This window comes from Nitrosomonas marina, assembly GCF_900111605.1.
Lineage (GTDB): Bacteria > Pseudomonadota > Gammaproteobacteria > Burkholderiales > Nitrosomonadaceae > Nitrosomonas > Nitrosomonas marina_A.
This window is the reverse complement of the sequence record NZ_FOIA01000040.1, coordinates 1-26006: the sequence shown is the minus strand read 5'-3', so window position 1 is coordinate 26006 and position 26006 is coordinate 1. Positions and strand designations below refer to the sequence as shown.

21 protein-coding genes and 2 tRNA genes are annotated in these 26006 nt (G+C 48.6%); 15 read left to right on the top strand and 8 right to left on the bottom strand.

What is annotated here, in order from left to right:
* Together BMY62_RS14270 and BMY62_RS16255 are read right to left on the bottom strand one after the other, a co-directional pair.
* The coding region (locus BMY62_RS14270) for a DEAD/DEAH box helicase (protein ID WP_143058830.1) at positions 1 to 488 on the bottom strand (488 nt) is incomplete at its 3' end.
* Between the two features lie 414 nt (positions 489 to 902).
* On the bottom strand, positions 903 to 1109 hold the full coding sequence (locus tag BMY62_RS16255) for a hypothetical protein (RefSeq protein WP_090661481.1): 207 nt from the start codon (positions 1107 to 1109) through the stop codon (positions 903 to 905).
* 119 nt (positions 1110 to 1228) lie between these two features.
* Here BMY62_RS16255 and BMY62_RS14260 point away from each other — a divergent pair, with 119 nt between their 5' ends.
* Genes BMY62_RS14260 through BMY62_RS14250 form a run of 3 tightly spaced genes read left to right on the top strand, consistent with a single transcriptional unit; the run spans position 1229 to position 7679 of the window.
* The gene (locus tag BMY62_RS14260; RefSeq protein ID WP_090661477.1) at positions 1229 to 3238 is read left to right on the top strand and encodes a class I SAM-dependent DNA methyltransferase; all 2010 of its coding nucleotides are present in this window, start codon (positions 1229 to 1231) and stop codon (positions 3236 to 3238) included.
* Positions 3235 to 4455 carry a restriction endonuclease subunit S gene (locus tag BMY62_RS14255; RefSeq protein WP_143058829.1) on the top strand — a complete coding sequence of 407 codons (1221 nt, stop codon included), beginning with the start codon at positions 3235 to 3237 and terminating at the stop codon, positions 4453 to 4455. Before BMY62_RS14260 ends, BMY62_RS14255 begins: the two co-directional genes overlap by 4 nt.
* Entirely contained in the window at positions 4455 to 7679 is a 3225-nt protein-coding gene (locus BMY62_RS14250) for a type I restriction endonuclease subunit R (RefSeq protein WP_090661474.1), read from the top strand. Before BMY62_RS14255 ends, BMY62_RS14250 begins: the two co-directional genes overlap by 1 nt.
* Before the next feature lie 202 nt (positions 7680 to 7881).
* Here the strand turns inward: BMY62_RS14250 and BMY62_RS14245 are convergent, their stop codons facing one another.
* Positions 7882 to 8406: a putative ATP-dependent zinc protease gene (locus tag BMY62_RS14245; RefSeq protein WP_177170410.1), complete on the bottom strand. Its 525-nt coding sequence runs from the start codon at positions 8404 to 8406 to the stop codon at positions 7882 to 7884.
* A 298-nt stretch (positions 8407 to 8704) separates the two neighbouring features.
* Positions 8705 to 9679, bottom strand: coding sequence for an acetoin utilization protein AcuC (locus BMY62_RS14240; RefSeq protein ID WP_090661468.1), 975 nt, complete (start codon positions 9677 to 9679; stop codon positions 8705 to 8707).
* Positions 9680 to 10022: 343 nt separating this feature from the next.
* On the opposite strand from BMY62_RS14240, the gene BMY62_RS14235 reads away from it, so the two are divergent.
* From BMY62_RS14235 to BMY62_RS14220, 5 genes are all read left to right on the top strand, one after another.
* Positions 10023 to 10580 carry a carboxymuconolactone decarboxylase family protein gene (locus tag BMY62_RS14235; RefSeq protein ID WP_090661465.1) on the top strand — a complete coding sequence of 186 codons (558 nt, stop codon included), beginning with the start codon at positions 10023 to 10025 and terminating at the stop codon, positions 10578 to 10580.
* 587 nt (positions 10581 to 11167) lie between these two features.
* Positions 11168 to 11335, top strand: coding sequence for a hypothetical protein (locus BMY62_RS16250; RefSeq protein ID WP_177170409.1), 168 nt, complete (start codon positions 11168 to 11170; stop codon positions 11333 to 11335).
* A 93-nt stretch (positions 11336 to 11428) separates the two neighbouring features.
* Positions 11429 to 11677: a type II toxin-antitoxin system ParD family antitoxin gene (locus BMY62_RS14230; protein WP_090661490.1), complete on the top strand. Its 249-nt coding sequence runs from the start codon at positions 11429 to 11431 to the stop codon at positions 11675 to 11677.
* Positions 11677 to 11973 carry a type II toxin-antitoxin system RelE/ParE family toxin gene (locus BMY62_RS14225; protein WP_090661462.1) on the top strand — a complete coding sequence of 99 codons (297 nt, stop codon included), beginning with the start codon at positions 11677 to 11679 and terminating at the stop codon, positions 11971 to 11973. The genes BMY62_RS14230 and BMY62_RS14225 overlap by 1 nt, the downstream gene beginning before the upstream one ends.
* 482 nt (positions 11974 to 12455) lie before the next feature.
* Positions 12456 to 13622 carry a Fic family protein gene (locus BMY62_RS14220; RefSeq protein ID WP_090661459.1) on the top strand — a complete coding sequence of 389 codons (1167 nt, stop codon included), beginning with the start codon at positions 12456 to 12458 and terminating at the stop codon, positions 13620 to 13622.
* A gap of 252 nt (positions 13623 to 13874) precedes the next feature.
* Here the strand turns inward: BMY62_RS14220 and BMY62_RS14215 are convergent.
* The 3 genes from BMY62_RS14215 to gltX all read right to left on the bottom strand — a co-directional run bounded on the left by BMY62_RS14215 (position 13875) and on the right by gltX (position 15514).
* Positions 13875 to 13950 (bottom strand) — tRNA-Glu (locus tag BMY62_RS14215).
* A gap of 32 nt (positions 13951 to 13982) precedes the next feature.
* Positions 13983 to 14058: transfer RNA gene (locus tag BMY62_RS14210), tRNA-Ala, on the bottom strand.
* Positions 14059 to 14116: 58 nt separating this feature from the next.
* Positions 14117 to 15514 (bottom strand): glutamate--tRNA ligase, encoded by a 1398-nt coding sequence (gene gltX, locus BMY62_RS14205; protein ID WP_090661487.1) that lies wholly within the window; start codon positions 15512 to 15514, stop codon positions 14117 to 14119.
* Between the two features lie 293 nt (positions 15515 to 15807).
* On the opposite strand from gltX, the gene BMY62_RS14200 reads away from it, so the two are divergent.
* From BMY62_RS14200 to BMY62_RS14185, 4 genes are all read left to right on the top strand, one after another.
* Entirely contained in the window at positions 15808 to 16509 is a 702-nt protein-coding gene (locus BMY62_RS14200; protein WP_256207642.1) for a S1 family peptidase, read from the top strand.
* A gap of 290 nt (positions 16510 to 16799) precedes the next feature.
* The gene (gene gltB, locus BMY62_RS14195) at positions 16800 to 21398 is read left to right on the top strand and encodes a glutamate synthase large subunit (RefSeq protein ID WP_090661453.1); all 4599 of its coding nucleotides are present in this window, start codon (positions 16800 to 16802) and stop codon (positions 21396 to 21398) included.
* 307 nt (positions 21399 to 21705) lie between these two features.
* The gene (locus tag BMY62_RS14190; RefSeq protein ID WP_090661450.1) at positions 21706 to 23193 is read left to right on the top strand and encodes a glutamate synthase subunit beta; all 1488 of its coding nucleotides are present in this window, start codon (positions 21706 to 21708) and stop codon (positions 23191 to 23193) included.
* A 129-nt stretch (positions 23194 to 23322) separates the two neighbouring features.
* Positions 23323 to 23904 carry an Hsp20/alpha crystallin family protein gene (locus BMY62_RS14185; RefSeq protein WP_090661447.1) on the top strand — a complete coding sequence of 194 codons (582 nt, stop codon included), beginning with the start codon at positions 23323 to 23325 and terminating at the stop codon, positions 23902 to 23904.
* A gap of 145 nt (positions 23905 to 24049) precedes the next feature.
* On the opposite strand, the gene BMY62_RS14180 is transcribed toward BMY62_RS14185, so the two are convergent.
* On the bottom strand, positions 24050 to 24472 hold the full coding sequence (locus BMY62_RS14180; protein ID WP_177170408.1) for a universal stress protein: 423 nt from the start codon (positions 24470 to 24472) through the stop codon (positions 24050 to 24052).
* A gap of 393 nt (positions 24473 to 24865) precedes the next feature.
* On the opposite strand from BMY62_RS14180, the gene BMY62_RS14175 reads away from it, so the two are divergent.
* From BMY62_RS14175 to BMY62_RS14165, 3 genes are read left to right on the top strand one after another with little or no spacing between them, the layout of a single operon-like run.
* On the top strand, positions 24866 to 25315 hold the full coding sequence (locus BMY62_RS14175; protein ID WP_256207641.1) for a response regulator: 450 nt from the start codon (positions 24866 to 24868) through the stop codon (positions 25313 to 25315).
* 31 nt (positions 25316 to 25346) lie between these two features.
* Positions 25347 to 25649, top strand: coding sequence for a transposase (locus BMY62_RS14170; protein WP_090661439.1), 303 nt, complete (start codon positions 25347 to 25349; stop codon positions 25647 to 25649).
* A gap of 14 nt (positions 25650 to 25663) precedes the next feature.
* On the top strand, positions 25664 to 25915 hold the full coding sequence (locus BMY62_RS14165; RefSeq protein WP_177170407.1) for a transposase: 252 nt from the start codon (positions 25664 to 25666) through the stop codon (positions 25913 to 25915).
* The last annotated feature ends 91 nt before the right edge of the window (positions 25916 to 26006 follow it).

The following is a 26006-nucleotide window of genomic DNA, read 5'->3' as shown; positions in this document are numbered from 1 at the left end:
CTTGTAAAGCCCATATCCAGCATACGGTCTGTTTCATCCAGCACCAGTAAGCCGGTGTCGTGCAGCTTGAGATTTCCCTGCTGCAGGTGATCGTTAATGCGTCCGGGCGTTCCCACCAGCAACCGCGGCCGGTTGCGAAGCTGTTTTATCTGTTTCGGCATGGATTCGCCGCCAATCAGCAGCGCTGTTTTGATCCTGCTTTGCCTGCCAAGCAACGCCTGCAATTGACTCATCACCTGTGCGGCCAGTTCACGTGTTGGCGTCATCACTAATGCCGAACCCTGCGGGTCTGACAACAACCGGGCGACAAGCGGAATGCCAAAGGCGGCTGTCTTTCCTGTCCCGGTCTGGGCCGAGCCCAGAATATCGCGGCCTTCCAGCGCACGAGGAATGGTTTGGGCCTGAATGGGAGTCGGCTCGGTAAACTGCATTTGATGCAGCGAATGATTCAGGGCTTCAGGAAGCCCCAGTAAATTAAAATGTTTCATGGATTCTCTTATTGATGGCAAGTGTCATGACCGCGCTTTCGAGTAATGCGGTAACGCGCCTGCAGTTATAAACTAACGAAGTGAGTTTAGATCGAGCAGTAGATACTGCTCTGCTATCCAGCAATTTCAAATCCGCCGTCTCGACGGCGAAGATTCGTATTTGTTTGGTATGAATAAACCGTTTTGCTGCACCTTTGCTTGCGCTTGGTTTGAATAGGCAGCTTAATCGCTATAAACGTTATATATAGCCGGAATCTTTGCATCGCCTGCACATCGTGCGAGGCTGAGACGGTTTATTTTTTAAATAAAGGCTCTGAATCAGCTGCTTTATGAGCTACTCAAAGTTTATGTCTGACAGATTGGCTGTTATGACGCTGACGTGATAATCAAATCAAAAATTACAAATGAAATATTCTATTTGAATAGAAAACTCAACCGCAAATGATACAGGTAATGACGGGAAAAAACAAGGGTTAATAATGTCACAACGGTTAACCCTACAAACATACCATCGGATTGGCCCGGCTGCGGATTGCTGTGTAAACTGCAGCCTGTCGCACGTTGTGCAGAACGACCCTGCCCCTGTCTGTTCAGCAATACGCCGTTTTTATACAATACCATGCCGGCGTAACTGCATCACGGGTCAGCCTTATGCCAATACGTATGCCTTCTGCGCGACAACTGACCGGTTGGATTTAAAACGCGTTAACAAAACCAAAAAAAGAAAAGGAATGCGCCCGATGACACAACTGGAACACATCGAAACCATCGAAAAACGGCTGTGGAGCAGCGCTGACAATCTGCGCGCCAACAGTAACTACGCCAGCAACGAGTATTTTCTGCCGGTCATGGGGCTGATTTTTCTGCGCCATGCCTACAGCCGCTACCTGCAAGTCAAACCCGACATCGAAGCTTCGCTGCCGAGCCGCGGCGGGCAGACGCGGCCTTTGACCAGGGAAGATTTCTCCAGCAAAAGCGCGATCTATCTGAAACCGGAAGCGCAGTTCGACACACTGGTAAGCCTCAGGGACAGCGACGACCGGGCGCAGGCGGTGATCCAGGCGATGGAAGCGATCGAGGCGGATTACGACACGCTGAAAGGCATTCTGCCCAAAAGCGAATATCAGGAACTCGATAACGACGTGCTTGGCAGCCTGCTGCGCACGTTCAACGACCCGGCGCTGAAAAAAGCAACCGGCGATATCTTCGGGCGCATTTACGAATATTTCCTGACCCAGTTCGCCAACCAGAGCGCGCATGACGGCGGCGAGTTTTTTACCCCGGTATCCATCGTGCAGATGATCGTCAACGTCATCGAGCCGGATCACGGCACGGTGATCGATCCCGCCTGCGGCTCCGGCGGCATGTTTGTACAAAGCGCGCACTTTATCGAAAAACTGCACAAAAACCCGCAGGAGGTCGCCACTTTCTACGGCCAGGAAAAAAACCCGACTACCATTCGCCTCGCCAAAATGAATCTCGCCGTGCATGGTCTTGAGGGCAACATCCAGAAAGGCATCACCTACTACGAAGACCAGCACGAGCTGTGCGGCAAGGCCGACTTCGTCATGGCCAACCCGCCGTTCAACGTCGATGACGTCGATGCCGAGAAAATCAGGAACGATCCGCGCCTGCCGTTCGGTTTGCCCAGCGTCAACAAGAAAGGCGCAGTCTCCAACGGCAACTATCTGTGGATTTCGTATTTCTACAGTTACCTGAACCCAACAGGGCGCGCCGGGTTTGTCATGTCGTCACAGGCATCGAGCGCGGGCGGTCAGGAGGTCGAAGTGCGGCGCAAACTGGTGGAAAGCGGTGACGTCGATGTCATGATCGCGATCCGTTCGAACTTCTTTTACACGCGTTCGGTGCCGTGTGAACTGTGGTTCTTCAACCGTAACAAACCCGCGCAGTTAAAAGACAAGGTGCTGATGCTTGATGCACGCAATGTTTTTCGCAAGGTCACGCGCAAGATTTATGACTTCTCACCCGAGCAACTCGCCAATCTGACGGCGATCATCTGGCTGCATCGCGGTGAGCAGCAGCGCTTTCTCGCACGGGTTGAAAGCTATCTGCAAACCACGCTCGATGAGGCGCAACAATCTATTCCAGCCATCGAGAATTTTATTAGTGCGCTGGACGGCCTGACCGACAAACTGGACACTATCGACGAAGAAACCCGGCAGGCCATCGACCTGTTCAAAACAGACCGCAAATCGTTTGAAAACAGCATAACCGGTCAATCCAATGCCTGGGCCAAAGCGCCGCGCGATAATGCCGGGCTGTTGCAGTCTGCCAAAGAACTGGAACCACTCGCAGAAACCAGCCGTGATTTATTGAAACAAATCGACCAGCTTTATAAATTCGTTGAGAAACATGCCAGGGACAGCAATGAACGCGGTCTGAACCGGCTGCTCAATGAACTCGACGACTTGCGCAAACAAGCAGTGGAGCAACTCAAGCAGGTGCACTATACCTTCAAACAGGCGCACTGGTTACAGGAGCGTTTTCCCGAAGCACAACTGCGCGATGTCGAGGGACTGGTCAAGCTCGTAGATATCGAAGAAATCAAGGCCAACGACTGGAGCCTGACGCCAGGACGCTATGTCGGTGTTGCACCTGAACCGGAAAACGAAGACTTCGACTTTGAAGAAACGCTGCGCGATATTCATATCGAACTGAAAGGACTCAATGAAGAAGCCGCGATGCTGGCTGAACGGATTCAGAAGAATTTTGAGGAGTTGGGTGTGTGAGTTGGATCGAAACAAATTTTGAAGATTTGTACGATATACCTTCGAAAAATGGACTTACGCGACCAGCCAAAGTTCGTGGCAGTGGGTATAAGATGATCAATATGGGCGAGTTATTTGCAAATGACAGGATTGGTTCTATTGAAATGGAATTAGTTCCAATGAATGACAGAGAATTGAGTCAAATGCTTGTCAAACAAGGAGACTTATTGTTCGCTAGGCAATCATTAGTCCTTTCTGGAGCGGGAAAGTGTTCGATTGTAAAAGAAACCAATGAGCCAACTACATTTGAGTCTCATATTATTCGCGTGAGATTAAAGGAAGAAATCGCCGACCCAGAATTTTATTATTACTATTTCAAGTCACCTTCTTGTCGTATCCGTTCCATTGTTACTCAAGGAGTTCAGGCCGGGATTCGAGGCAACCAATTGAAACAATTAAAGGTTCATTTACCCCCAATAAAGACCCAACACCGGATAGCCAAGATTTTAAGAGAATACGACGACCTCATCGAAAACAATAAACGCCGGATTGCGTTACTGGAAGAATCCGCACGGCAGCTTTACAAGGAATGGTTTGTCCGTTTCCGCTTCCCCGGCCATGAGCATGTCAAGGTTGTGGATGGTGTGCCGGAGGGGTGGTTAAAAAGTGCTTACGGTGAAGTGTCAAACGCTGTGGGCGGTGGAACGCCCTCTACTAAAGTACCAGAATACTGGGATGATGGCGACATAACTTGGTTTGTTCCCAAAGATTTAACACAAAACAATAGTCTTATACTTTTGGATTCCGAAAAGAAAATAACCAAACTTGGTTTGCAAAAAAGCTCAGCAAAAATGCTGCCCCCTAATACGATCATGATGAGCAGTAGAGCATCAATTGGTTATTTTGGTCTCTATGACGGGGAAGCATGCACTAATCAGGGTTTCATTTCTATAATTCCGAAACAACACAATATTCAGATGTATTTGTTGCATAACTTAATGTTTCGAAAGAGCGAAATTATTGGTTTAGCTGGCGGAACTACCTATAAAGAAATCAATAAGGCAACTTTTAAAAGTATCGATGTTTTATTGCCGCCTGATACGTTATTAACTGAATTTCAGGAATACGTAACTGACTTAATAAATCAAGCCCGCTTATTGATGAAACAAAATAAAAATCTTATTCATGCACGCGATCTCCTTCTTCCCAAACTCATGAACGGAGAAATCGCCGTCTGATGGCTCTCCTGAACGAAGACACGCTGGTACAGCAAACTACCGCCGATTATCTTGAAACACAACTCGGTTGGGACAGCGTAGTTGCGTATCACAACGAAACGTTCGGTGCTGAAAGCTTGTTAGGACGGCAATCGGACAAGGAGGTGGTGCTGACACGTTATCTGGGTGAAGCGCTGGTGAAACTGAATCCGGGTCTTCCCGGTGCGGCGTATCAGGACGCACTGCGCCAGATGGTTGACGCACCGGTAATGCAGAATACGCTGCAGATCAACCGCGAGCACTATGAACGGGTTAAAAGCGGCGTGCCGGTGCAATACCGCAACAGCAAGGGCGAGCTGGAAAAGAAACGGCTGAAAGTGTTCGACTTCGAGGAACCGGAAAATAATCACTTCCTGTGCGTGCGTGAGTTGTGGGTACGCGGCGATATTTACCGCCGCCGTGCAGACATTGTCGGCTTTGTCAACGGCCTGCCGCTGCTGTTTGTCGAGTGCAAGACGCTGCACAAGGACATCCGTCACGCGTTTGAAAAAAACCTGTGCGATTACAAGGACACCGTTCCGCATCTGTTTCACCACAACGCACTGATCATCCTGGCCAATGGGGTGGATGCCAAAATCGGTTCAGTTTCAAGCCGCTTTGAGCATTTCAACGACTGGAAACGGCTGGTCGAAGACGAGCCCGGCGTGGTGGATATGGAAACCCTGCTCAAAGGCGTGTGCAACAAGCGCAATTTTATCGATCTGTTTGAAAACTTCATCGTGTTTGACGAAAGCCGGGAAAAGATGGTCAAGATTGTTGCGCGCAATCACCAGTATCTCGGCGTAAACCGCGCTATCGATGCCGTGAAGCACAGAAAAGAACGCAACGGCAGGCTCGGTGTTTTCTGGCATACACAGGGTTCGGGGAAATCGTATTCGATGGTTTTCTTCACGCGCAAGATTCACCGCTGCCTGGGCAGCCATTTTACGTTCCTGATCTGTACAGACCGCGATGATCTCGATGGTCAGATTTACAAAACGTATGCCGGATGCGGCCTGGTCGACAATGACCGCGACCCGTGCCGCGCGGGATCGGGCGAGCACCTGAAGGAATTGCTGAATCAGCACAAGGCGTATGTGTTTACACTGGTGCAGAAATTCAATCAGGATGTTCATCCGGACGATCCCTATTCAGACCGCGACGACGTGATTGTCATCACCGATGAAGCGCACCGCACGCAGTATGGCCGCCTGTCACTGAATCTGCGCAATGCGCTGCCCAATGCCGGTTATATCGGCTTTACCGGCACGCCGTTGTTCAAGGACGACGAAATCACCCGGCGCGTATTTGGTGATTACATCTCGACCTACGACTTTCAACGCGCCGTGGAAGATAACGCCACCGTGCCGCTGTACTATGACGCACGCGGCGAAAAACTGGGTATCGCCACCAGCGAACTGAACGAGCGCATTGCCGAGAAGCTCGAGGAAATCGAAATCGACGACATCGACACCGCTGCGCGGCTGGAGCAGGAACTCAAGCGCGATTACCACCTGATCACCGCCGAGTACCGCTTGCGGCAAATCGCCGAAGATTTTGTCACGCATTACAGCACCCAGTGGGAAACCGGCAAGGCCATGCTGGTCTGCATCGATAAAGTGACCTGCGTGCGCATGCATGGGTTGATTCTGGCGTGCTGGGACAAGCGCATCGCCGCACTTGAACAGCAACTGAACACCGTGGATGAACAGGCGGCTGCGAATTTGTCGCGCCAGATCGACTGGATGCGGGGGACGCGCATGGCGGTGGTGGTCAGTGAAGAACAGGGAGAAGTGGACAAGTTCCGCAAATGGGACCTGGATATCACACCACACCGCAGACTGATCAAGGAAGGGTTTGAAACGGGTGACGGCAAGCGCATTGATATTGAAACCGCGTTCAAGAAAGAAAACCATCCGTTCCGCGTGGCTATCGTCTGCGCCATGTGGCTGACCGGGTTTGACGTGCCCAGCCTGTCAACGCTGTATCTCGACAAACCGCTGAAGGCGCATACCCTGATGCAGGCCATCGCGCGCGCCAACCGCGTGCATGAAGGCAAGAATAACGGCCTGATCGTCGATTACTGCGGCATCCTGAAGAATCTGCGCAAGGCGCTGGCGACGTTTGCCGGGCATCAGGGCGCGGGTATGACTGACGGCGATGACATTCCGCCCGAAATTGACCCGGTGCGCCCTGAAGCGGAATTGCTTGCAGATCTTGAAGAAGCCATTGAAAGCGTCAGAGCATTTTTACAGGCGCAGGATTTCAGGCTTGAAGACGTGCTCGAAAAAACGGGGTTTGATCGCAATAAAGCCATTGTCGACGCCAAGGAGGCCGTCAATCAGAACGATGAAGCCCGCAAACGATTTGAAATCATCTGCCGCGAGGTGTTCAGGAAATTCAGGGCGTGCCTGACCATCAAGGACATCAATCAATACCGGCATGCTTACGATGCCATCAACATCATTTACAAAAAACTGCAGGAAGGCGTTGAAAAGGCGGACATTTCCGATATCATCCGGGCACTGCACCGCATCATTGAAGAAAACATTGAACCGGTAACTTCCGATAAAGAACCTGGCATTAGGGAAGAGCGGGCATTGTACGACATCAGCCGGATCAACTTTGAACGGTTGAAGAAAGAATTCGAGCGCGCCCGCGCCAAGCATACGATTGTTCACGATCTGAAAACGGTGATTGAAAACAAGCTGTTCAAAATGATGCAGCAAAACCCCACCCGAACCAATTTTCAAAAGCATTACGAAGAAATCATCGAGGCATATAATCGCGAAAAAAACCGCGCCACGATCGAACAGACATTTGAAGATATGATGCGTTTTGCAGAAAACCTTGATGAGGAAGACAGGCGCGCAGCCCGGGAAGGGCTTGACGAAGAATCACTGGCCGTGTTCGATCTGCTGTTCAAACCGGATCTGTCCCGGCAGGAAACTGACCGGCTGAAGCAGGTAGCGACCGGCCTGTACCAGACCCTGCAGGCGCAATTGGCCCAGATTCAGGATTTTTCCGCCAAGCAAAGCACGCGTGACGAAATCAGGATATTCATCAAAAACTATTTATGGGATGACCGCACCGGTCTGCCGGCAAGCTTTCAAAATAATGAGATCGAGGAAAAAGCCGATGTCGTGTTTGCGCATGTGCTGATGCACGAAAAAAACAGCCGTCGTCCATTTGAAGCCTACCGGTAAGCCGGGGATAGATGGATACGGATGCTGCTGGCTATAAACCATTTCAGCTGTTTGTTCGGCATATTACCTGCTGGTAGGCGGGTCAATTTCCAAGAAATTGTCCATTCTGTCCATTCCGCTTTTGAGATAGTCGATCACTGTATTCTGTGAGTCTTTGAAGTGAATCGTAACCCGGCGTTCGTTACCCAATCAATAAATAGCGTCAATGTTCCAGGTCGATGACCACCTCACGATTCATCCAGTCCCGGCCGATCAATAATTTGTACGTCATTTTACTGCGGTCCCGCAAATTCACATCAACCGTTTTATTGATACCGTTCCAGCCCAAGCGTAGCGGCACATTATAGCGGTATTCAACACCCTGTGAATTACGTACCTTTGTTACAGAACTGATACGCCTTGAAAGCGACCAGGTCTTACCTTCTTCATTTACAATGTTAAAGTTAACCTGTTTGCCAACATTGTCCATCATGGTATCCGCGGCGTCCTCAACCTCGATTTCGATTGCGTGTATCGAGGTGCTTTTTGCGCCGCTGTCAACGCGGGCGGAAAACCGTGCCTGACCTTCAATCCAGAAATATTCTTCCGGAGTGATGACTTTTTTGTGTGGATCAATGTGCTCCAATGCCGCGGGTGGTCCATCCAGGGCCAGCGACGGCGCATTTATACCCACTGCGAGCAGAAGAATCGAACAAAGCAAATATAATTTTTTTAATAATAAACTCATGTTGTTCCTTTTATAACTGTCGTCATTTATTGACTGATAGATTATCAATTGATTCAGAAAATGATGCTTGAAACCCGGGTCATCATTCAATACACACCTCATGACAACCACACACAAATCGAGCGATTTTCTGATCTTTTTTAGACAATAAGATTTTATGCAGAGATTTTCAAGAGTCTAAGGGTTTGAAGATGATCACAAGCTACCCCGGGAGTGTTTGCATGCCAGGGCGGATGGCTGTTTGATGCTATCAAGGTTTTTGAACCGTGTGTGTTACGGTATTTTCATTTTGCAGTTTCTACACGACTTTACCAGGCTCGTTCGCGCCAATCAGGGCGCTGACAACAGCAGTCCATGTTTTAGCGATATTGTCGAGATTGTAGCCACCGCCGCCCATAGCCACCACACGGCCACCACAACATTCGCCGGCAATGTGACAAACGTTTGTTATCACATGCTTATGTACGTTTTCAGTATAAGCCAGGTGCGTTATCGGGTCGCCATAGAGGCTGTCGGCACCGCATTGCACCAGTATGAACTCAGGATTACCTGAGCGTATAAATTCTTCGGCTTGCGGCCATGATTTCATAAATAATCGATCATCGGCATTGGGCGGCATTGGAATATTAAGCTTGGTGCCTCTGGCGTCACCTTTTCCGGTCTCACTGACACCCCCTGTTCCCGGATATAAATATTGGCCGTCTTCGTGGAAATCCACAAAAATCAAATCGGGATCATTTTCAAAGCTGTAGAAAACACCATCACCATGGTGCGCATCGATATCGATATACGCAATCCTGTTTACGTGATGCTTATGACGCAGGTACTCGATGGCAACGCCGCAATCGTTAATGACACAAAACCCTGCCGCAGTATGGCGTTGTGCATGATGCAGGCCGGCGATGGGTATGAATGCGCTCGTATATTCATTGGCAACAACACGGTCAATGGCATTACATACGGTACCCGCGATCGTCAACGCTGCTTCATACATGCCGATAAATGCCGGCGTATCGCCCAGGTCCAGAAAGCCGCTGCCCGATTTTGACATGGCTTTGATTTTTTCAATGTACTCATGTTTATGAAACAGTTCCAGAATTTCCTGAGTGGTGGCAACAGGCATCAGAATGTCGACAAACTGATCAAGACGTTTTCGGTACAGTGCATCACTGAAAGCACTGTGACGCAGCGGGCCAAATGGATGATTGTCGCCGAATGCATAGCGCGCAAGCGCATCACCCAGATAAACACAGCATGGATTTTTTGCTTTCATTGTTCAGTTACTGCCGGATTAGCTATATCCCGATAATGATAACAGACTAAACAACCGCCAGCTAACGCTGGTAAATGCTTAACCTACCCAATTGGGTGCGCGTGTTTATTTCAATATCTGCAATAAAAAATTGTAATAATAGCTAATTATTTCTCAATTGTTAATTTGTACAATTCTAGCAGCTGACGAATGACCGCTTTGCGGGAGTATTTCAAAACCGATTTTGAAGCAGGGTTTTTCAATTGTCAGCTATCACTATTTTTTAGATGCTGGCGTCGATGTTTGAATCGTTTGGCGCATCGTTGTAGCCGGGATCTGGTTAACAATTCATTAGGAGGCAAAAATGGCACGTATCGAAATAAATTCAAACTTTGCAAATGGATCCAAGGAAATTCTGGACCGTGTGATGGAACTGCGCGGACAAGTACCCAATATCTTCAAAACAGCCGCACACTCACCGGCCACCCTGGGATTCTTGCTGGATGGTTACACGGCCCTTGGTCGTAGTAAAATCTCCGCCCAGATCAAGGAAAAAATTGCGTTGCGGGTCGCAAGTCTCAACGACTGCGACTACTGCGCTTCAGCGCATGCCGCTATGGGCAGAAGATTGAAATTTGATGAGAATCAAATTCATGATAGCCTTAAAGGTATTGCAGTTGACCCCAAAACCCAGGCAGCCTTGACGCTCAGCGAACAAATTATCGAGAAGCAAGGCAAGCTTTCAGATGACGAGCTGGCTGATGCAAGGAATGCCGGTTTTAGCGACGCAGAAATACTGGAAATTCTGGCTGTGACCTGCATCAATATATTCACCAATTATTTCAACCACATTGCTGGAACGGATCTGGATTATCCATTTGTTCCGGCTTCAGGAAAACAAAGCCTGGCAATCTGTGATTGAGGACAAAACCGGCGATGTGTTACTGCTGAGCTGAAGGGATTCCAGGCCCGAACCTGTCAATCGGTATTGAAAATTTTCAATACCGATTGACAACATTCAAAAAACCCGGAATTTTAGCCACTGCTTTCGTTGGAACAACCCTAAAACAGAAACCTGCTCAAGCAGCGAATTTGTTTCTACTGATGGTCATAGTTCATGATGAGGAATATCGAATCAATTAAAACCAGATTGCAGATTCTTTTATCTTAACCTGCAATCAGGTTACTCCAAATCATGGAATAAAGATAAATTACAGATAACCCGACAAAAGACAATAAAGCCGGAATTATTATATTAACTGATATATCTATGGCGTCCGGTTCGGGAGTAATCCCGAACTCCGAAAACCGGCATCCAACAGAGTACAATCAGAATGATAAGACATCTGCATCACAACTAATTCAGCATTCCGTGCAGAAACATGCCGGGAGCTTTTCGATACGTTGGCGCTGTGGAATACGTATCTTGAAGATCACGTTCCATACTTTCAAAACCAAACACTGGAGCCGACACCATGAGCGGCTCTACCAATACTTTATCTGTGGGCGATGCGTTTTACGGTTGAAGAACGTAAGCAGCTGGATGAGTTGGAACACGAAAAGTCACAGTATCAAGCCATGCGTGAACAACGTCTTGAACAGTTAGAGGCACAACGGCAGGAACAAAATCGCAGCCGTTCACAACCCCGCCAACGCGGCCCGGATTGGGGACGTTAGATTTTTTCAATGAACACCCTATTATTTTATAGTGAACATAGCCGAAATCATGATATATTCATATATATTACTTACGAATATCAGGGGTTTGCAATGGCAAATACAAGTTTAACGCTTGGAGAGCATTGGGAGACTTTCATAAAAAATAAAATCGCCAGTGGCCGCTACGGTTCGGCCAGTGAAGTTGTCCGCGATGCTTTGAGACATATGGAAGAACAGGAAAACAAATTACAGGCTTTGCGGGCGCATCTGGCCGAAGGCGAGCGGCAGATAGCCAATGGCGAAGGCATTGAAAATTTTTCCATGGAAGAAATCATTCAGGAACTTGATCGCGAGAATTGATGCCGCGTTTTATTGTTGCACCGAGGGCCAGAGAAGATATTAAGAAAATCGGTCGCTATACCCGGAAGAAATGGGGTGGAAAGCAAAGCGATAAATATCTTCGCGGGTTGGAGCAGCGCTTTCAATGGCTTACGGATAATCCGAGGATCGGCTCAAACCGTGATGAAATAAAGGAAGGCTATCACAGCTTCCTGTATGAAAAACATACCGTTTTTTACACAGTTACAACCAACGGCGATGTGAATATCATCGGTATCGTCGGCCCCGGCCAGAGTTTGAATAAATACTTTAATTGAGTGTAGAAGCATTGATATTTCAGCAATCTGGAAAAACGGCTATTTGTAAAAGCACTGCAAAAAATTTGCAGTGCTTTTACTTTTTCCGACACCAGAAAAATGCACCTCCTCAAATCCTGCTTCAATTGTGAATATATCACCGCTATATTACATATCCCGGCCCATCTTTTTATAGTCGATATAGTAAGTTTACCGTAAATCCTGACCTGCAACCGATTGATCGAGCAGATCAGTGTGCGCCTATCTCCTTCGATGCTTTCTCGCGCTAAACACTGACCTGCCAAAATCCCGCGCCAAACTGAACTACCGCTGGCGCTTTGAAGGTTGTATTCATGTGTCACGATATATCGTGCATGTGAGTTAGATGGAAACAAATAACATTTTTTATACTTTTCGTTATTTAAATTCTAGTATGTTTCATAGACATGAGTTAATCTTATATAACTAACATATTTGCAGATAAACGTTACTTGCAGAATAAAATGGATTTAAAAACCCGCATAGGACGCAGCGTAAAAAGCACCATTGTTGGTGGTGAAAGCTACAATGCCTATATCCCCCAGCCTTTGCCGCCGGAGCCGCCTATTGACATAGGCAATCTCTATCCGCTGCTGGATCAGGCCAATACAGCTTTGGGTCGTTTGGACGGTATGAGCATGGTTTTGCCAAACCCGTCATTATTCCTCTATATGTATATTCGTAAAGAAGCCGTCCTGTCTTCACAGATTGAAGGGACGCAATCTTCACTCTCCGATCTTTTGTTATTTGAAAATGAAGAAGCGCCGGGTGCGCCGCTTGATGATGTGAGAGAGGTTTCGTGTTACGTATCGGCCATGAGCTATGGATTGGAACGTTTAAAGAATTTTCCCTTATCCTTGCGCCTTATCCGTGAAATTCATGCCAAGCTCATGGACAATGCGCGCGGCGGAAATAAACAACCCGGAGAATTCAGAACATCACAAAACTGGATTGGCGGTTCGCGCCCCGGCACTGCATCCTTCGTTCCGCCGCCGCCTGAATATTTGATGGAATGTCTGGATAATTTTGAAAAATTTTTGCATGACGAAAATACAAAATTGCCCGTCCTTATCAAAGCTGCCCTCATTCATGCGCAGTTTGAAACCATTCATCCTTTCCTTGGCGGCAACGGACGTTTGGGACGGTTATTAATTACGTTTATTTTATGTACACACGGCATATTAAAAGAGCCGCTTTTATATCTCAGCCTATATCTCAAAACCAATCGCCGGGATTATTACAACCATCTGCAATCCGTAAGAGAAACAGGTGATTGGGAAGCATGGATCGGCTTCTTTTTGCGTGGCCTGATTGACACGGCCAATCAGGCCACGCAAACGGCGCAAGCGATTGTTCAGCTTTTTAACACGGACAGGCAGGATATTGAACAATCCGGCAAAGCCACGGCAGCGTTGCTGACCATCCACAATTACCTGCAAAACAACCCGATCACCACAACAGCAAAAATTAAAGCCGCTTGCGATATCTCATTGCCGACCGTTCTGCGCAATCTGTCTACGCTGGAAGAACTTGGTGTTGTGAAAGAAATCACCGGGAAAGAACGGCACAAGGTCTTTGTGTACAGTCAATATCTTGCCTTGCTGAACAAAGGAACAGAGCCGATTGGATAACCGGTCATTTGTTCACATACGGGTTTGGTGCTGACAGGCACCGCAATCTCACCCCACACCTATGAGGGTACTGTTGAAGGAACAATGCATGCCGAAATGGCTATTTTATCGAGATGAGCTTAATCGGTTACTTGTGCGGCATAAAAATTGGAAATAATAATTCTCATTGAGAATTTTCTAAGGTTTTATTTCCACGGATTACGCACCAAAAAAAACAAACACTCCTGATTTATTATAAGCATTTGTTTTATATGGCGTCCCCAAGGGGATTCGAACCCCTGTTACCGCCGTGAAAGGGCGATGTCCTAGGCCTCTAGACGATGGGGACCTAGTGTGAATATAGCGCTAGCTTTTAAAAACTGGTGGAGATAAGCGGGATCGAACCGCTGACCTCTTGCATGCCATGCAAGCGCTCTCCCAGCTGAGCTATACCCCCTGATCAAAGGAACAAGGATTATACTGATGCATGTTGTCAAAGTAAAGCAATTCCATGTCTATGAATCCATAAATTTATCCATCTGGACGGTCATACGCTTGAGCGTTTCATCGCGTCCCAGCAATTCCAGTATGGCGTCAATTGAAGGTGTATGCACTTCACCGGTCACCATAACCCGCAGCGGCATGGCGACTTTTGGAAACTTGACGCCCTGCTCTTTTACGGTCTCCTTGATCGCCTGGTGGATCGCATCCCGGCTCCAGTTTTCCAGTTGAATCAGTTTTTTCAACAATTCCGATAATATCGTTTTACTCTCCAGGGTATAAAACTGCTGTCGCAGCTCCTCGGAAGGCTCAAGCGGGCGAAAGAAGAACACGGCAGCGTCAGCCAGCTCTTCTGCCGTGTTGACTCTTTCTTTCAGCAAATCAATAACCGCGATCAAATCAGGGCCCTGATCGAAATTGCAATCGTCTCTCGACAAAAAAGGTTTGACCAGCCCGGCCAGACGGTTGCTGTCCGTTTTTTTCAGGTATTGCTGGTTTAGCCAGTGCAGTTTCTCAGGATTGAATTTGGCCGGTGAGCGGCTGATTGATGCCAGATCGAACCATTCAACCAGTTGTTCGCGGCTGAATATTTCTTCATCGCCGTGAGACCAGCCCAGTCTTGCCAGGTAGTTGACCAGTGCTTCAGGCAGATAGCCGTCATCACGATACTGGGTCACCGATACTGCGCCATGACGTTTGGACAGCCGTTCACCGTTTGCGCCCAGTATCATGGGTACATGTGCATATTCGGGTAAGCCGGCGTCCAGTGCTTTCAGAATATTGATTTGCCGGGGCGTATTATTAACATGGTCATCTCCCCGGATCACGTGTGTGATATTCATATCGAGATCGTCCAGTACCACGCTGAAGTTATAGGTGGGAATTCCATCGCTACGGATCAGCACCAGATCATCAAGTTCCTGATTAGCAACAGAGATTTTACCTTTAATGAGGTCGTTAAATGACACATAACCCGACAACGGGTTTTTGAGACGAATAACCGGTTTGACGTCTGCTGGCGGCGTCTGTTTGGAATCACGCCAGCGCCCGTCATATCTAGGCTTCAGACCGACCGCAAGCTGCTGTTGCCGCATTTGTTCCAGTTCTTCCTTGCTCGCATAACAATAATACGCCTGGCCGTTTTCCAGTAGTTGCTGCGCTACTTCCTGATAACGCTGCAATCGTTCCATCTGGTAAAAAGGTCCCTCGTCGTAATCCAGCTCCAGCCAGGACATACCCTCGTGAATGGCCTGAATCGACGCTTTGGTAGAACGCTCAAGATCCGTATCTTCAATGCGCAATACAAATTTACCACCATGCTTGCGTGCATAAGCCCAGGAAAACAGCGCAGTGCGCGCACCACCGATATGTAGATAACCGGTCGGGCTGGGTGCAAATCGGGTTCGTACAATCATATGAAATAAAATTTAAAAAAATAGCATGCCGTCATACTGTGCCTGTATCCTGAGGTTGTTGTATATAGTGCATTTTTTTAACCCTGGTAACAAAATATTAGGCATTGTTTGTCATTTAGGTTTATGATTTTCCAGTTTATCTATCATGACTGAAATACAGTTTTTTTATTATGAATTGTTTATTAATAACATCCTTCATTCAGCGATTATTTATATACGGCGACCGGAAAATATTGCTCTTTTTTACTGCAGCCAGTCTGTTCATTTTATCATCTGACAGCAATGCTCACTTGGAAGAAACCATTACCAGGGTCAAGCCGGCGATTGTCGGTATTGGCACATACCAGAAAATGAACACGCCGCCCATAACCTTCAAAGGTACGGGCTTTGTCGTTGGTGATGGCCTGCACGTCGTCACCAATGCTCATGTTATACCCGAATCACTGGATTTGGAAAAAAAGGAGAAATATGTTGTCATCACCGGACAGGATAATAAGCCTGATCTTCGGGATGCTACCATTATTTCCGTCGACAAGGCGCATGACATCGCTTTACTGAAAATCAGCGGGACCACATTGCCCGTTATGCAGCTGGGAGAGTCGGACACTATCCGTGAAGGCAGAAGAATGGCTTATACCGGTTTTCCTATCGGTATGATACTTGGCTTTTATCCGGTTACCCATCAGGCAATTATTTCTTCCATCACACCCATAATCAGACCTGCACACAATACAACACAGCTGGATGCAAAACTGATCAGACAGCTGCAATCTCCCTTTCTGGTCTTTCAGCTCGACGGCGTAGCCTACCCGGGCAACAGCGGCAGTCCATTGTACGACCCCGATACCGGGATAGTCTATGGCATTATCAACATGGTGTATGTCAAAGGCAGCAAGGAAGCGGCGTTATCAGCACCCAGCGGAATCAGCTATGCAATTCCGGGAAAATATATTGTAAATTTGCTGAAAGAATTCAAGGTTCCGGTTCAATAGGGTTTACACAGCAATCGAACCAAAACCGCAGAACTGCGCTGATCATCAACGCGGGGCAGTGGTCGAAAATCGAAACGTTTAAATAATTTAGTACGCTATCCATGTGATATTAATGGCTGTTTGCGGTCTAACTGCAAACAGCCATTTTCAATTACGCAAAGCGTGCTATCAAACAATATCCATTACTGTAAAAAAAGTGGATAATAATCACTCGAATGTCCGCACAGTCGTGTTGTATGCACCGCTTGCCGGACATTTCAAAACTCACTGAAAACAGAAGGGATGCGAACATGATACTAAACGGTATTCCTTGCAAACAGGGGCTTTACGACCCCGTTTTCGAACATGACAGCTGCGGTATCGGCTTTGTCGTCAGTATAAAGGGTGAGGCCTCTCATCAAATTGTCGAACAGGCACTGACAGTATTGCAAAACCTCGATCATCGCGGCGCATGCGGTTCCGAGGAGAATACCGGCGACGGAGCCGGCATTCTGCTGCAAATCCCTCATGCGTATCTGCAGAAGGCCTGTGAAGGTCTCGGTTTTCAGCTGCCCGGTCCGGGGCAATACGGTGTCGGTATGGTTTTCCTGCCGCCGGACAGAGACCAGCGCCATCTCTGTGAAAAGCGCCTGGAGGAAATCGTTCGACAGGAAGGACTGCATTTGCTTGGCTGGCGAAGTGTGCCGACTGACAATTTTCATCTGGGAGCAACCGCCCGTTCATGCGAACCTTTCATTCGCCAGCTTTTTATCGGCCGGCATGACGGATTGCCGGACGACCAGGCTTTCGAACGCAAACTATACGTGATTCGACGTCGGGCTGAAAATACCATTCGTTACGGGAAAATTGACGGCGGACAGTATTTTTATCTACCCAGCCTGTCCTGCCGCACAATCATCTATAAAGGCATGCTCACGCCACGGCAGGTCGTCACCTTTTATCCCGATCTTTCCGATCCTGCGATCAAATCAGCGCTGGGTCTGGTTCATTCGCGCTTCAGTACCAATACATTTCCAAGCTGGGAACGCGCGCATCCTAACCGTTTTACGATCCACAACGGGGAATTTAATACACTGCGAGGAAATGAGAACTGGATGCGCGCCCGTCAATCCATGCTCGACTCGGATTTTTTCCGCGATGATTTGCCCAAACTGCTGCCTGTAATCCAGGCGGACGGCAGTGATTCGGCCAAATTCGATAATTGTCTGGAATTTTTCGCTTTGAACGGTTACAGCCTGCCCCATGCAATGATGATGATGATCCCTGAACCCTGGGAAAACCATCAGAGCATGAATGCCGAGAAACGTGCATTCTATGCCTATCACAGCTGCCTGATGGAACCATGGGATGGACCGGCATCCATCGCCTTTACCGATGGCACCGGCGTTGGCGCCATGCTCGATCGCAATGGTTTAAGACCGTCACGTTATTACATCACCAAGGACGATCTGGTGATCATGGCGTCCGAAGTCGGCGTGCTCGACGTGCCGCCTGACCGAATACTGGAAAAGCGTCGACTGAAGCCTGGCAGGATGCTATGGGTCGATACCCATCTGCAACGGATTATCAGTGACGAAGAGCTGAAACAGTCAATTGCCACGGCGCGTCCATACCGCGAATGGCTGGACGAAAATCTGCTGCATATCGATGATATGCCGGCTGCTCCGGATCCAGCGCCAGTCTGTGATCACCGGGCAACGCTACAGCGACAACTGGCCTTTGGTTACAGTTTTGAAGATTTGCGTCTGATCATCGGGCCGATGGCGACACACGGCGTACCGCCTATCGGATCGATGGGGACGGATACACCGCTTGCGGTACTGTCCGACCAGCCTCAGTTACTGTACAGTTACTTCAAGCAGCTTTTTGCCCAGGTCACCAACCCGCCCATCGACCCGATTCGTGAAGCACTGATTACCGCTACCACGCTAACCCTGGGATGCGACAGCGATTTATTGCGGCCGGACGCCGATAACTGCCGCCGACTCAGGCTCGATTCCCCGATCCTGAAAAACACGGACATAACCAAACTGCGCCAGCTCAACAGACACGGACTGGTGAGCGCAACATTACCGATCCTGTTCAAGGCAACTGGCAACGGAGAAACGCTCGAGCAGGCATTGAATGCACTGTTCGATAGCGCAGATCAGGCAATCGCCGCCGGTGCAACCATCCTGATTCTGTCAGATAAACAGATTGACACGGATCACGCGCCGATTCCAGCCTTGCTGGCCTGTGCAGCGCTGCACCATCATTTAATCCGCAGCGGATCCCGAATGCGCGTTGGGCTGGTTCTGGAATCCGGCGAACCGCGCGAGGTTCACCACTTCTGTCTGTTGCTGGGCTATGGCGTGCAGGCGATCAACCCCTACATGGCCTATGAATGCCTGAACGATATGATCCAAGAAGACATGTTACCCGGTATTCAGTATCAAGATGCAGTAAATCAATTTAACCGGGCCACTGTCAAAGGTATCGTAAAAGTAATGTCGAAAATGGGCATCTCGACGGTGCAGTCCTACTGCGGCGCACAAATATTTGAAGCTGTCGGGCTGAAACAGGCGCTGATTGACCGGTACTTCACCTGGACGGTTTCTCGGGTTGGCGGCATCGGCCTGGCGGAAATCGCCCGGGAGGCAGTGCAGCAGCATGCGCGGGCTTTCCCGTCGCTGCCTGCTGACCGAGCCGCACTGGATGTCTACGGTCAGTATCAGTATCGCAAAGACGGTGAATTGCATCTGTTTAACCCAAAAACCATACATCTGTTGCAAAAAGCCTGCCGCAACGGTGATTATTCGACGTTTAAAGCATACAGTACCCTGATTAATGATCAGTCCCGGCGAATGGCTACTTTGCGTGGCCTGCTTGAGCTGAAACACGCGAACAATCCGGTTTCGATCGAATCGGTAGAGCCGGTGGAAAACATTGTCAAGCGGTTTAAAAGCGGCGCGATGTCCTACGGGTCAATTAGTCAGGAAGCGCACGAAGCACTGGCCATTGCGATGAATCGAATCGGCGGTAAAAGCAATACCGGCGAAGGCGGGGAAGATCCGGCCCGTTATATTCCTGATGCCAACGGCGACTCACGCAACAGCGCCATCAAACAGGTAGCGTCAGCGCGTTTTGGCGTCACCAGTCAATATCTGACCCAGGCAAAAGAACTGCAGATCAAAATGGCGCAAGGCGCCAAACCCGGTGAGGGCGGTGAACTGCCGGGCCGCAAGGCATATCCCTGGATTGCCAAAGTACGCTATTCGACACCGGGCGTCGGACTGATCTCACCTCCGCCCCATCATGACATTTACTCAATTGAAGATCTGGCGCAACTGATACACGATCTGAAAAATGCAAACCGGCATGCCCGCATCAGCGTCAAACTGGTATCCGAAGCCGGTGTCGGCACCATTGCTGCAGGAGTAGCCAAGGGACATGCAGATGTTGTATTGATTAGCGGCCATGACGGCGGTACCGGCGCATCGCCGCTGACCAGTATCAAGCATGCAGGCTTACCCTGGGAACTCGGGCTGGCGGAAACACACCAGACACTGCTGCTGAACAATCTGCGCAGCCGTATTGTGGTTGAAGCCGACGGTCAGTTAAAAACCGGGCGCGATGTTGTGATCGCGGCATTGCTGGGCGCTGAAGAATTCGGCTTTGCCACCACCGCACTGGTTGCTATGGGCTGCATTATGATGCGGGTCTGTCATCTCGACACCTGTCCGGTCGGCGTAGCTACGCAGAATCCGTCACTACGCAAAAACTTCACCGGTAATCCGGAACATGTCGTCAATTTCATGTATTTCATCGCCCGGGAAGTTCGTGAAATAATGGCGCAACTGGGTTTTCGTACGATCAGTGAAATGATCGGCCGCACCGATCGACTTGAAGCCAGACAGCCGGTGAATCACTGGAAAGCCAAGGGGCTGGATCTTTCGCAGATCCTGTACCAACCCTCGGTCGGGCCTGAAGTAGGACATTTTTGCCAGATACCGCAGGACCACGGACTCGAGAATGCGCTCGATAACCTGGCGCTGCTGGATTTGGCTGAACCAGCATTGGAACGCCGGGAAAATGTAAAGGCCGCTTTGTCCATACGCAACACCAATCGTGTAGTCGGGACGATGCTGGGCAGCGAAATCACTCGGCGATTCGGCCCGGACGGCTTGCCGGAAGATACCATTTTTTTCCGCTTTCAGGGTTCCGCCGGGCAAAGTTTTGGCGCGTTTATACCGCCCGGTCTGACGCTGGAACTGGAAGGAGACGCCAACGATTATTTTGGCAAGGGGCTATCCGGCGGCAAGCTGATTCTGTATCCGCCATCACAATCCACATTTGTACCCGAGCACAATATGATTGTCGGCAATGTGGCTTTTTATGGCGCCACAGGAGGAGAAGCCTACATCCGCGGCATGGCCGGCGAACGGTTTTGTGTGCGTAATAGTGGCGCGCATGTTGTCATCGAAGGTCTTGGCGATCACGGCTGTGAATACATGACCAACGGCTGTGTCGTGGTTCTCGGATCGACCGGACGAAATTTCGCCGCTGGCATGTCAGGCGGGATTGCGTATGTCTATGACGAACACGAAACTTTTCACCGTCTGTGCAATCTTGAAACTGTAGCTCTTGAGAAGCTGAACGAAGATGATATCGAAACAGTCAAACGCATGATCGCGCAACATGCTGCCGCAACCTTTAGTAAACGCGCAGAAAAGATTCTGGCGGAGTGGACGGAAACCATGTACAGATTTATCAAGGTCATGCCAAAAGATTATCGGCGCATGCTGGACGCGATCGCACGCGCAAAAAATGCGGGTATGACAGGTGAAAAAGCCATAATGGCTGCCTTTGAGGACAATAAAAACGATATGGCGCGCATCAGCGGAAATTAGCATGAACTGAACTAGTACTCTATCAATATGATATTGCTGGGTTCAGTGAGCTTGTCAGTGTTCATGGCAAGGCGTGTCTTGCAGGAAATAGTCGTTCTATTACCAAAAGACACAACGTAGTCCATGGACGCTGACAAGCTCACCCACAGGGCGTTACCGTGGTGTCCTGCAGCCGTGTTACAGTACTTGAAAAGGGAATAATCCTTTCCCGCGTACTTGTGCCTTGCTCCATAACACCACGGAAACGCTGTACCTGGCAATATCATATTGATAGAGTACTAGCTCAACAACAGGAGGCGACAGTGAAATGGGTAAACCCACCGGATTTATAGAATATCAGCGCGAGCTACCTGAAAACCGGCCGCCACTGGAACGGATTCGCGACTGGCATGAATTTCACACGCACCTTCCGGCGCAGGAACTCAAAACACAAGCCGGCCGCTGTATGGATTGCGGTGTACCATTTTGTCATACCGGCACCCTGATCAGCGGTATGGCCTCAGGGTGTCCGATCAACAATCTGATTCCGGAGTGGAACGATCTGGTATACCACGGGCTCTGGAAACAGGCGCTGGAACGCTTGCATAAAACAAATAATTTTCCCGAATTTACCGGACGGGTATGCCCTGCCCCCTGTGAAGGCTCATGTGTGCTGGGTATTATCGAACCGCCAGTCACCATTAAAACCATTGAGCAGGCGATTGCAGACAAGGGGTTTGAAGAAGGCTGGATTGTCCCTGAACCGCCGCAGTACCGTACCGGAAAAAAAGTGGCCGTTGTCGGCTCAGGTCCGTCCGGTCTGTCATGTGCTGCCCAGCTGAATCGCGCCGGCCACCTGGTAACAGTATATGAACGCGCCGACCGGATCGGCGGCCTGCTCATGTACGGTATCCCGAATATGAAACTCGACAAGACAGTTGTACAACGGCGCGTCGAGCTAATGGCTCAGGAAGGCATTCAGTTTATCACCGGCGCAGCCATTGGCACGGATGGTTTTCCCGCAACTGCACTACGCGAGGAATTTGACGCCGTGGTACTGTGTTGCGGTGCGACCCGGCCGCGCGATCTGGCCATCGAAGGGCGCAATCTTGAAGGAATTCACTTTGCCATCGATTTTCTTCATGCCAATACCAGGCACCTGCTGGACAACGATTCCAACAGCAAGATGGAAATTTCAGCAAAAAACAAACATGTGATCGTAATTGGCGGCGGAGATACAGGCACCGACTGTGTGGCAACAGCAATGCGCCATGGCTGCAAAAGCGTTACTCAATTTGAGATCATGGCCCGACCACCGGATACGCGCCAACCCGACAATCCCTGGCCTGAATGGCCTAAAGTCTACCGCCTCGATTACGGACAGGAAGAAGCGGCAGCCCGCTTTGGCGATGACCCACGCAACTATCTGATCATGACTGAACAGTTTGCAGGAGACGACAACAGCCACGTCAAAACACTACACACTGTCAACATTGAATGGGCGCAGGATGAAAATGGCCGGTTTTTTCCCAAAAAAATTCCGAATAGTGAAAAAACATGGCCGGCTGATCTGGTGCTGCTGGCAATGGGGTTTCTTGGTCCCGAAGATACAATTGCGGATCAACTGGCTCTTGAACGCGATGCACGCACGAATATCAAAGCAGACGAAGGTCTATATGCAACCAATATAGCAGGCATTTTCGCAGCCGGCGACATGCGCCGCGGCCAAAGCCTGGTGGTCTGGGCCATTTACGAAGGGCGCGGCGCTGCACGTGAATGCGACCGGTATCTGATGGGTACCACAGCGCTGCCCTGAAATAGTACCGTTTGGTGCATCAGTCCGTACCGGCATATTGAAAAAAATTCATAAACCCCTATTTTCAAATTAAGTTTATGAATATTGCTGGATATGTTTTTATCAATGTGACCGAGAGGAGAATGAAACATGGATTTTCAAAAACTGTATCCCTGGAACTGGTTTAAGCATGAAGAACCCGAAAGCCACAAACAGGATGTTATTCCGGTTAAATCAGATAATCAGTCACTATCACCAGTTTCACATATCAACAATCTGAATCAGCTGCACCGGGAAATTGATCGCCTGTTTGATGACGCCTTTCGCGGTTCTGGTCTGCCATTACATTCGCGATCAGAATTTTTGAACCAGTTTTTTTCTGATGATTCAGCGCAGACCTTTAGAGCCAGCATTAATATCGCGAGCGATGACAGGCAATATACGATTACGCTTGAGGCACCCGGACTGTCACAGGATGATTTGTCAATTGAATTAAAAGATCGAGTGCTGGTAATCAAGGGAAGCAAGCAAGAGCAACAGGAAGACAAAAACAAGCACTATTACCGCAGGGAATGCCGCTATGGCGCATTTGAACGAGTACTCGCGATACCAGACGATGCGGATATTGATGCTATTCAGGCAAACATGGATAAAGGTCTGCTGACAATCAACATACCGCGCAAGGAAACCGGTAAATCCGGCGTTAAGAAAATCGCTATCAAAAATGTATAAGCAACGTCCAGCTATGCCATAGTTCAGTCTCGAATTGTTCGATAGCGGCGTTTATAAAAAAAATGGCCGGCAAACATCGTGTCATCATCGAAGCCGATGCCTGCCGGCAACAGAGGAATCTGAAAAGAACAGCCAATTCTCATCATCAAGTTTTGGTCGGCCGAACCAGCAAAATGGATGCGTCAACCTGAGTAATAAGCTGCTCCGCAACGGAGCCTATCAGGAACCGCTTCAATCCACGGCGATTCGCTGTTCCAACGACAACCAGATCAGCATCCCAGTCTGCAACCGCAGCGGCAATAGTCTCAATAATACCAATCAAGCCGAATCCAGATTCGGAAATCAGTAATTGTGTTTCCACATTCGGCAGTTTTACAATGGATTTGGCATGATCAATAATGTTCTGGCCTGTTTTTTTGTCTGCCTCCAGATCACCACCCATAGTCAGAACGATTGCATGTACGATACGCAGTTCTGCATTATACGTTTTTGCAATATTTTCTGCCTCACCTAAAGCCTGCTGGGCAGTTTCACTCCCATCAACTGCAACAACAATTTTCTTATACATGCAAAGCTCCTTAATTTGTTGTCCCAAATACCAGCGCAAGCTACACATCCATCATACTTAAAATGCTGTATGGTGTCATGTCAATTATCCATCCTGCTATTTCAGGTTCAAATCCGTTTTTGCGATTTGCAAACCAAACCCATTTTCAAACAACAAAAGCGAGTAAATCATGCTTCCACGAACGCTACGCAACGTGTATCAGGCAAAAACAGTAACCATTTTTTATATGCGGCCGGTTCTTGAATCATGGAAAACTGGCAACGGCAAATACAAAACATAAAATGCCGTATTAATACGAATGTTTCAGTATGTCAAAGTCGAAAAGTAATGCTGGTGGACGGTCATGCCATGATGCGGCAAAGCATCGCCATACTTGTCAATCTTTAGCCTGACATGGCGGTTTGTGCTGAAGCCAAAGACGGTTGCGAAGCAATAAGCTTTTTAAAACAGGGCTGTCAGGTGGATATTGTGCTGCTTGCCGTAACGTTCAAAATCATATCGGGATTTGAAATAATCAAGGACATTCAGTCTCTGTATCCTGCGTTACCTGTGCTTTTTGTTTCCATGAATAATGATGAGATCTATGCAGAAAGGGCTTTACAGGCGGGTGCACGAGGCTATGTAATGAAGCAGGAATCCGGCGAGGTATTGATCAACGCCATACGCGAAGTACTTAACGGCAACATTTTTCTAAGCCAGAAAATGTATGCCAAGCTATTAAATAAAATCACCATCAAACGTTCGGATGTTGAGCAGTTAATCAATACACTGACACCGAGTGAGTTTGAGGTAATGAATTTAGAAGCTGTCTGGCGAAAAACGCACTATTTATCATCAGAATAATGGTTTTAATATAAAGTTACTTGTTAAGATAATGTATGACAGCGATGTTTCTGATGAAGAATGGAAGTTAATCAAGCATTTTTTTGATCCGGTAGATAATCGAGGCGGTGCAGGTGCGAAACATACCAAGCGCACTATAGTCAACGCCATTTTCTATCTGAATAAGACCGGAGTCCAGTGGCGACTGTTGCCCAAGGAGTTTCCACCGTGGAAAACGGTTTACGATCACTATAGCCAATGGAATCGCGGTGGCGTTTGGGAAAAAGTGATGGATCAATTGAATCGGGAACATCGAAAAAAAACGGCAAAAAAACAACGCCGAGCTATGGTTTGATTGACTCGCAAAGCGTGAAAACCATTGGTGCCAGTGAGGGGCGCGGATTTGATGGCGGAAAGAAAACCAAAGGGCGCAAACGCCATATTGTGGTGGATACTATGGGAAATCTTGTTCAGGTAATTGTGCATGCTGCTAACATACATGATACCAAGGCCGGTTGCGATGTATTAAAGAGCGTCGTCGAGAAATGTCCGACATTTGAAGCATTTTCAGGTGATGCCGGGTATCGCGGCACGGCTGTTGAATTTGTAGAGAATACCTAGAGTTTAGAGCGAGCTTACTCCTCCAGGCTAATATTTTTTAGCCTGTTTTAGCTAGTCGCCCTATGTTTTTTCCTTTTGTTACGCAGTCTTA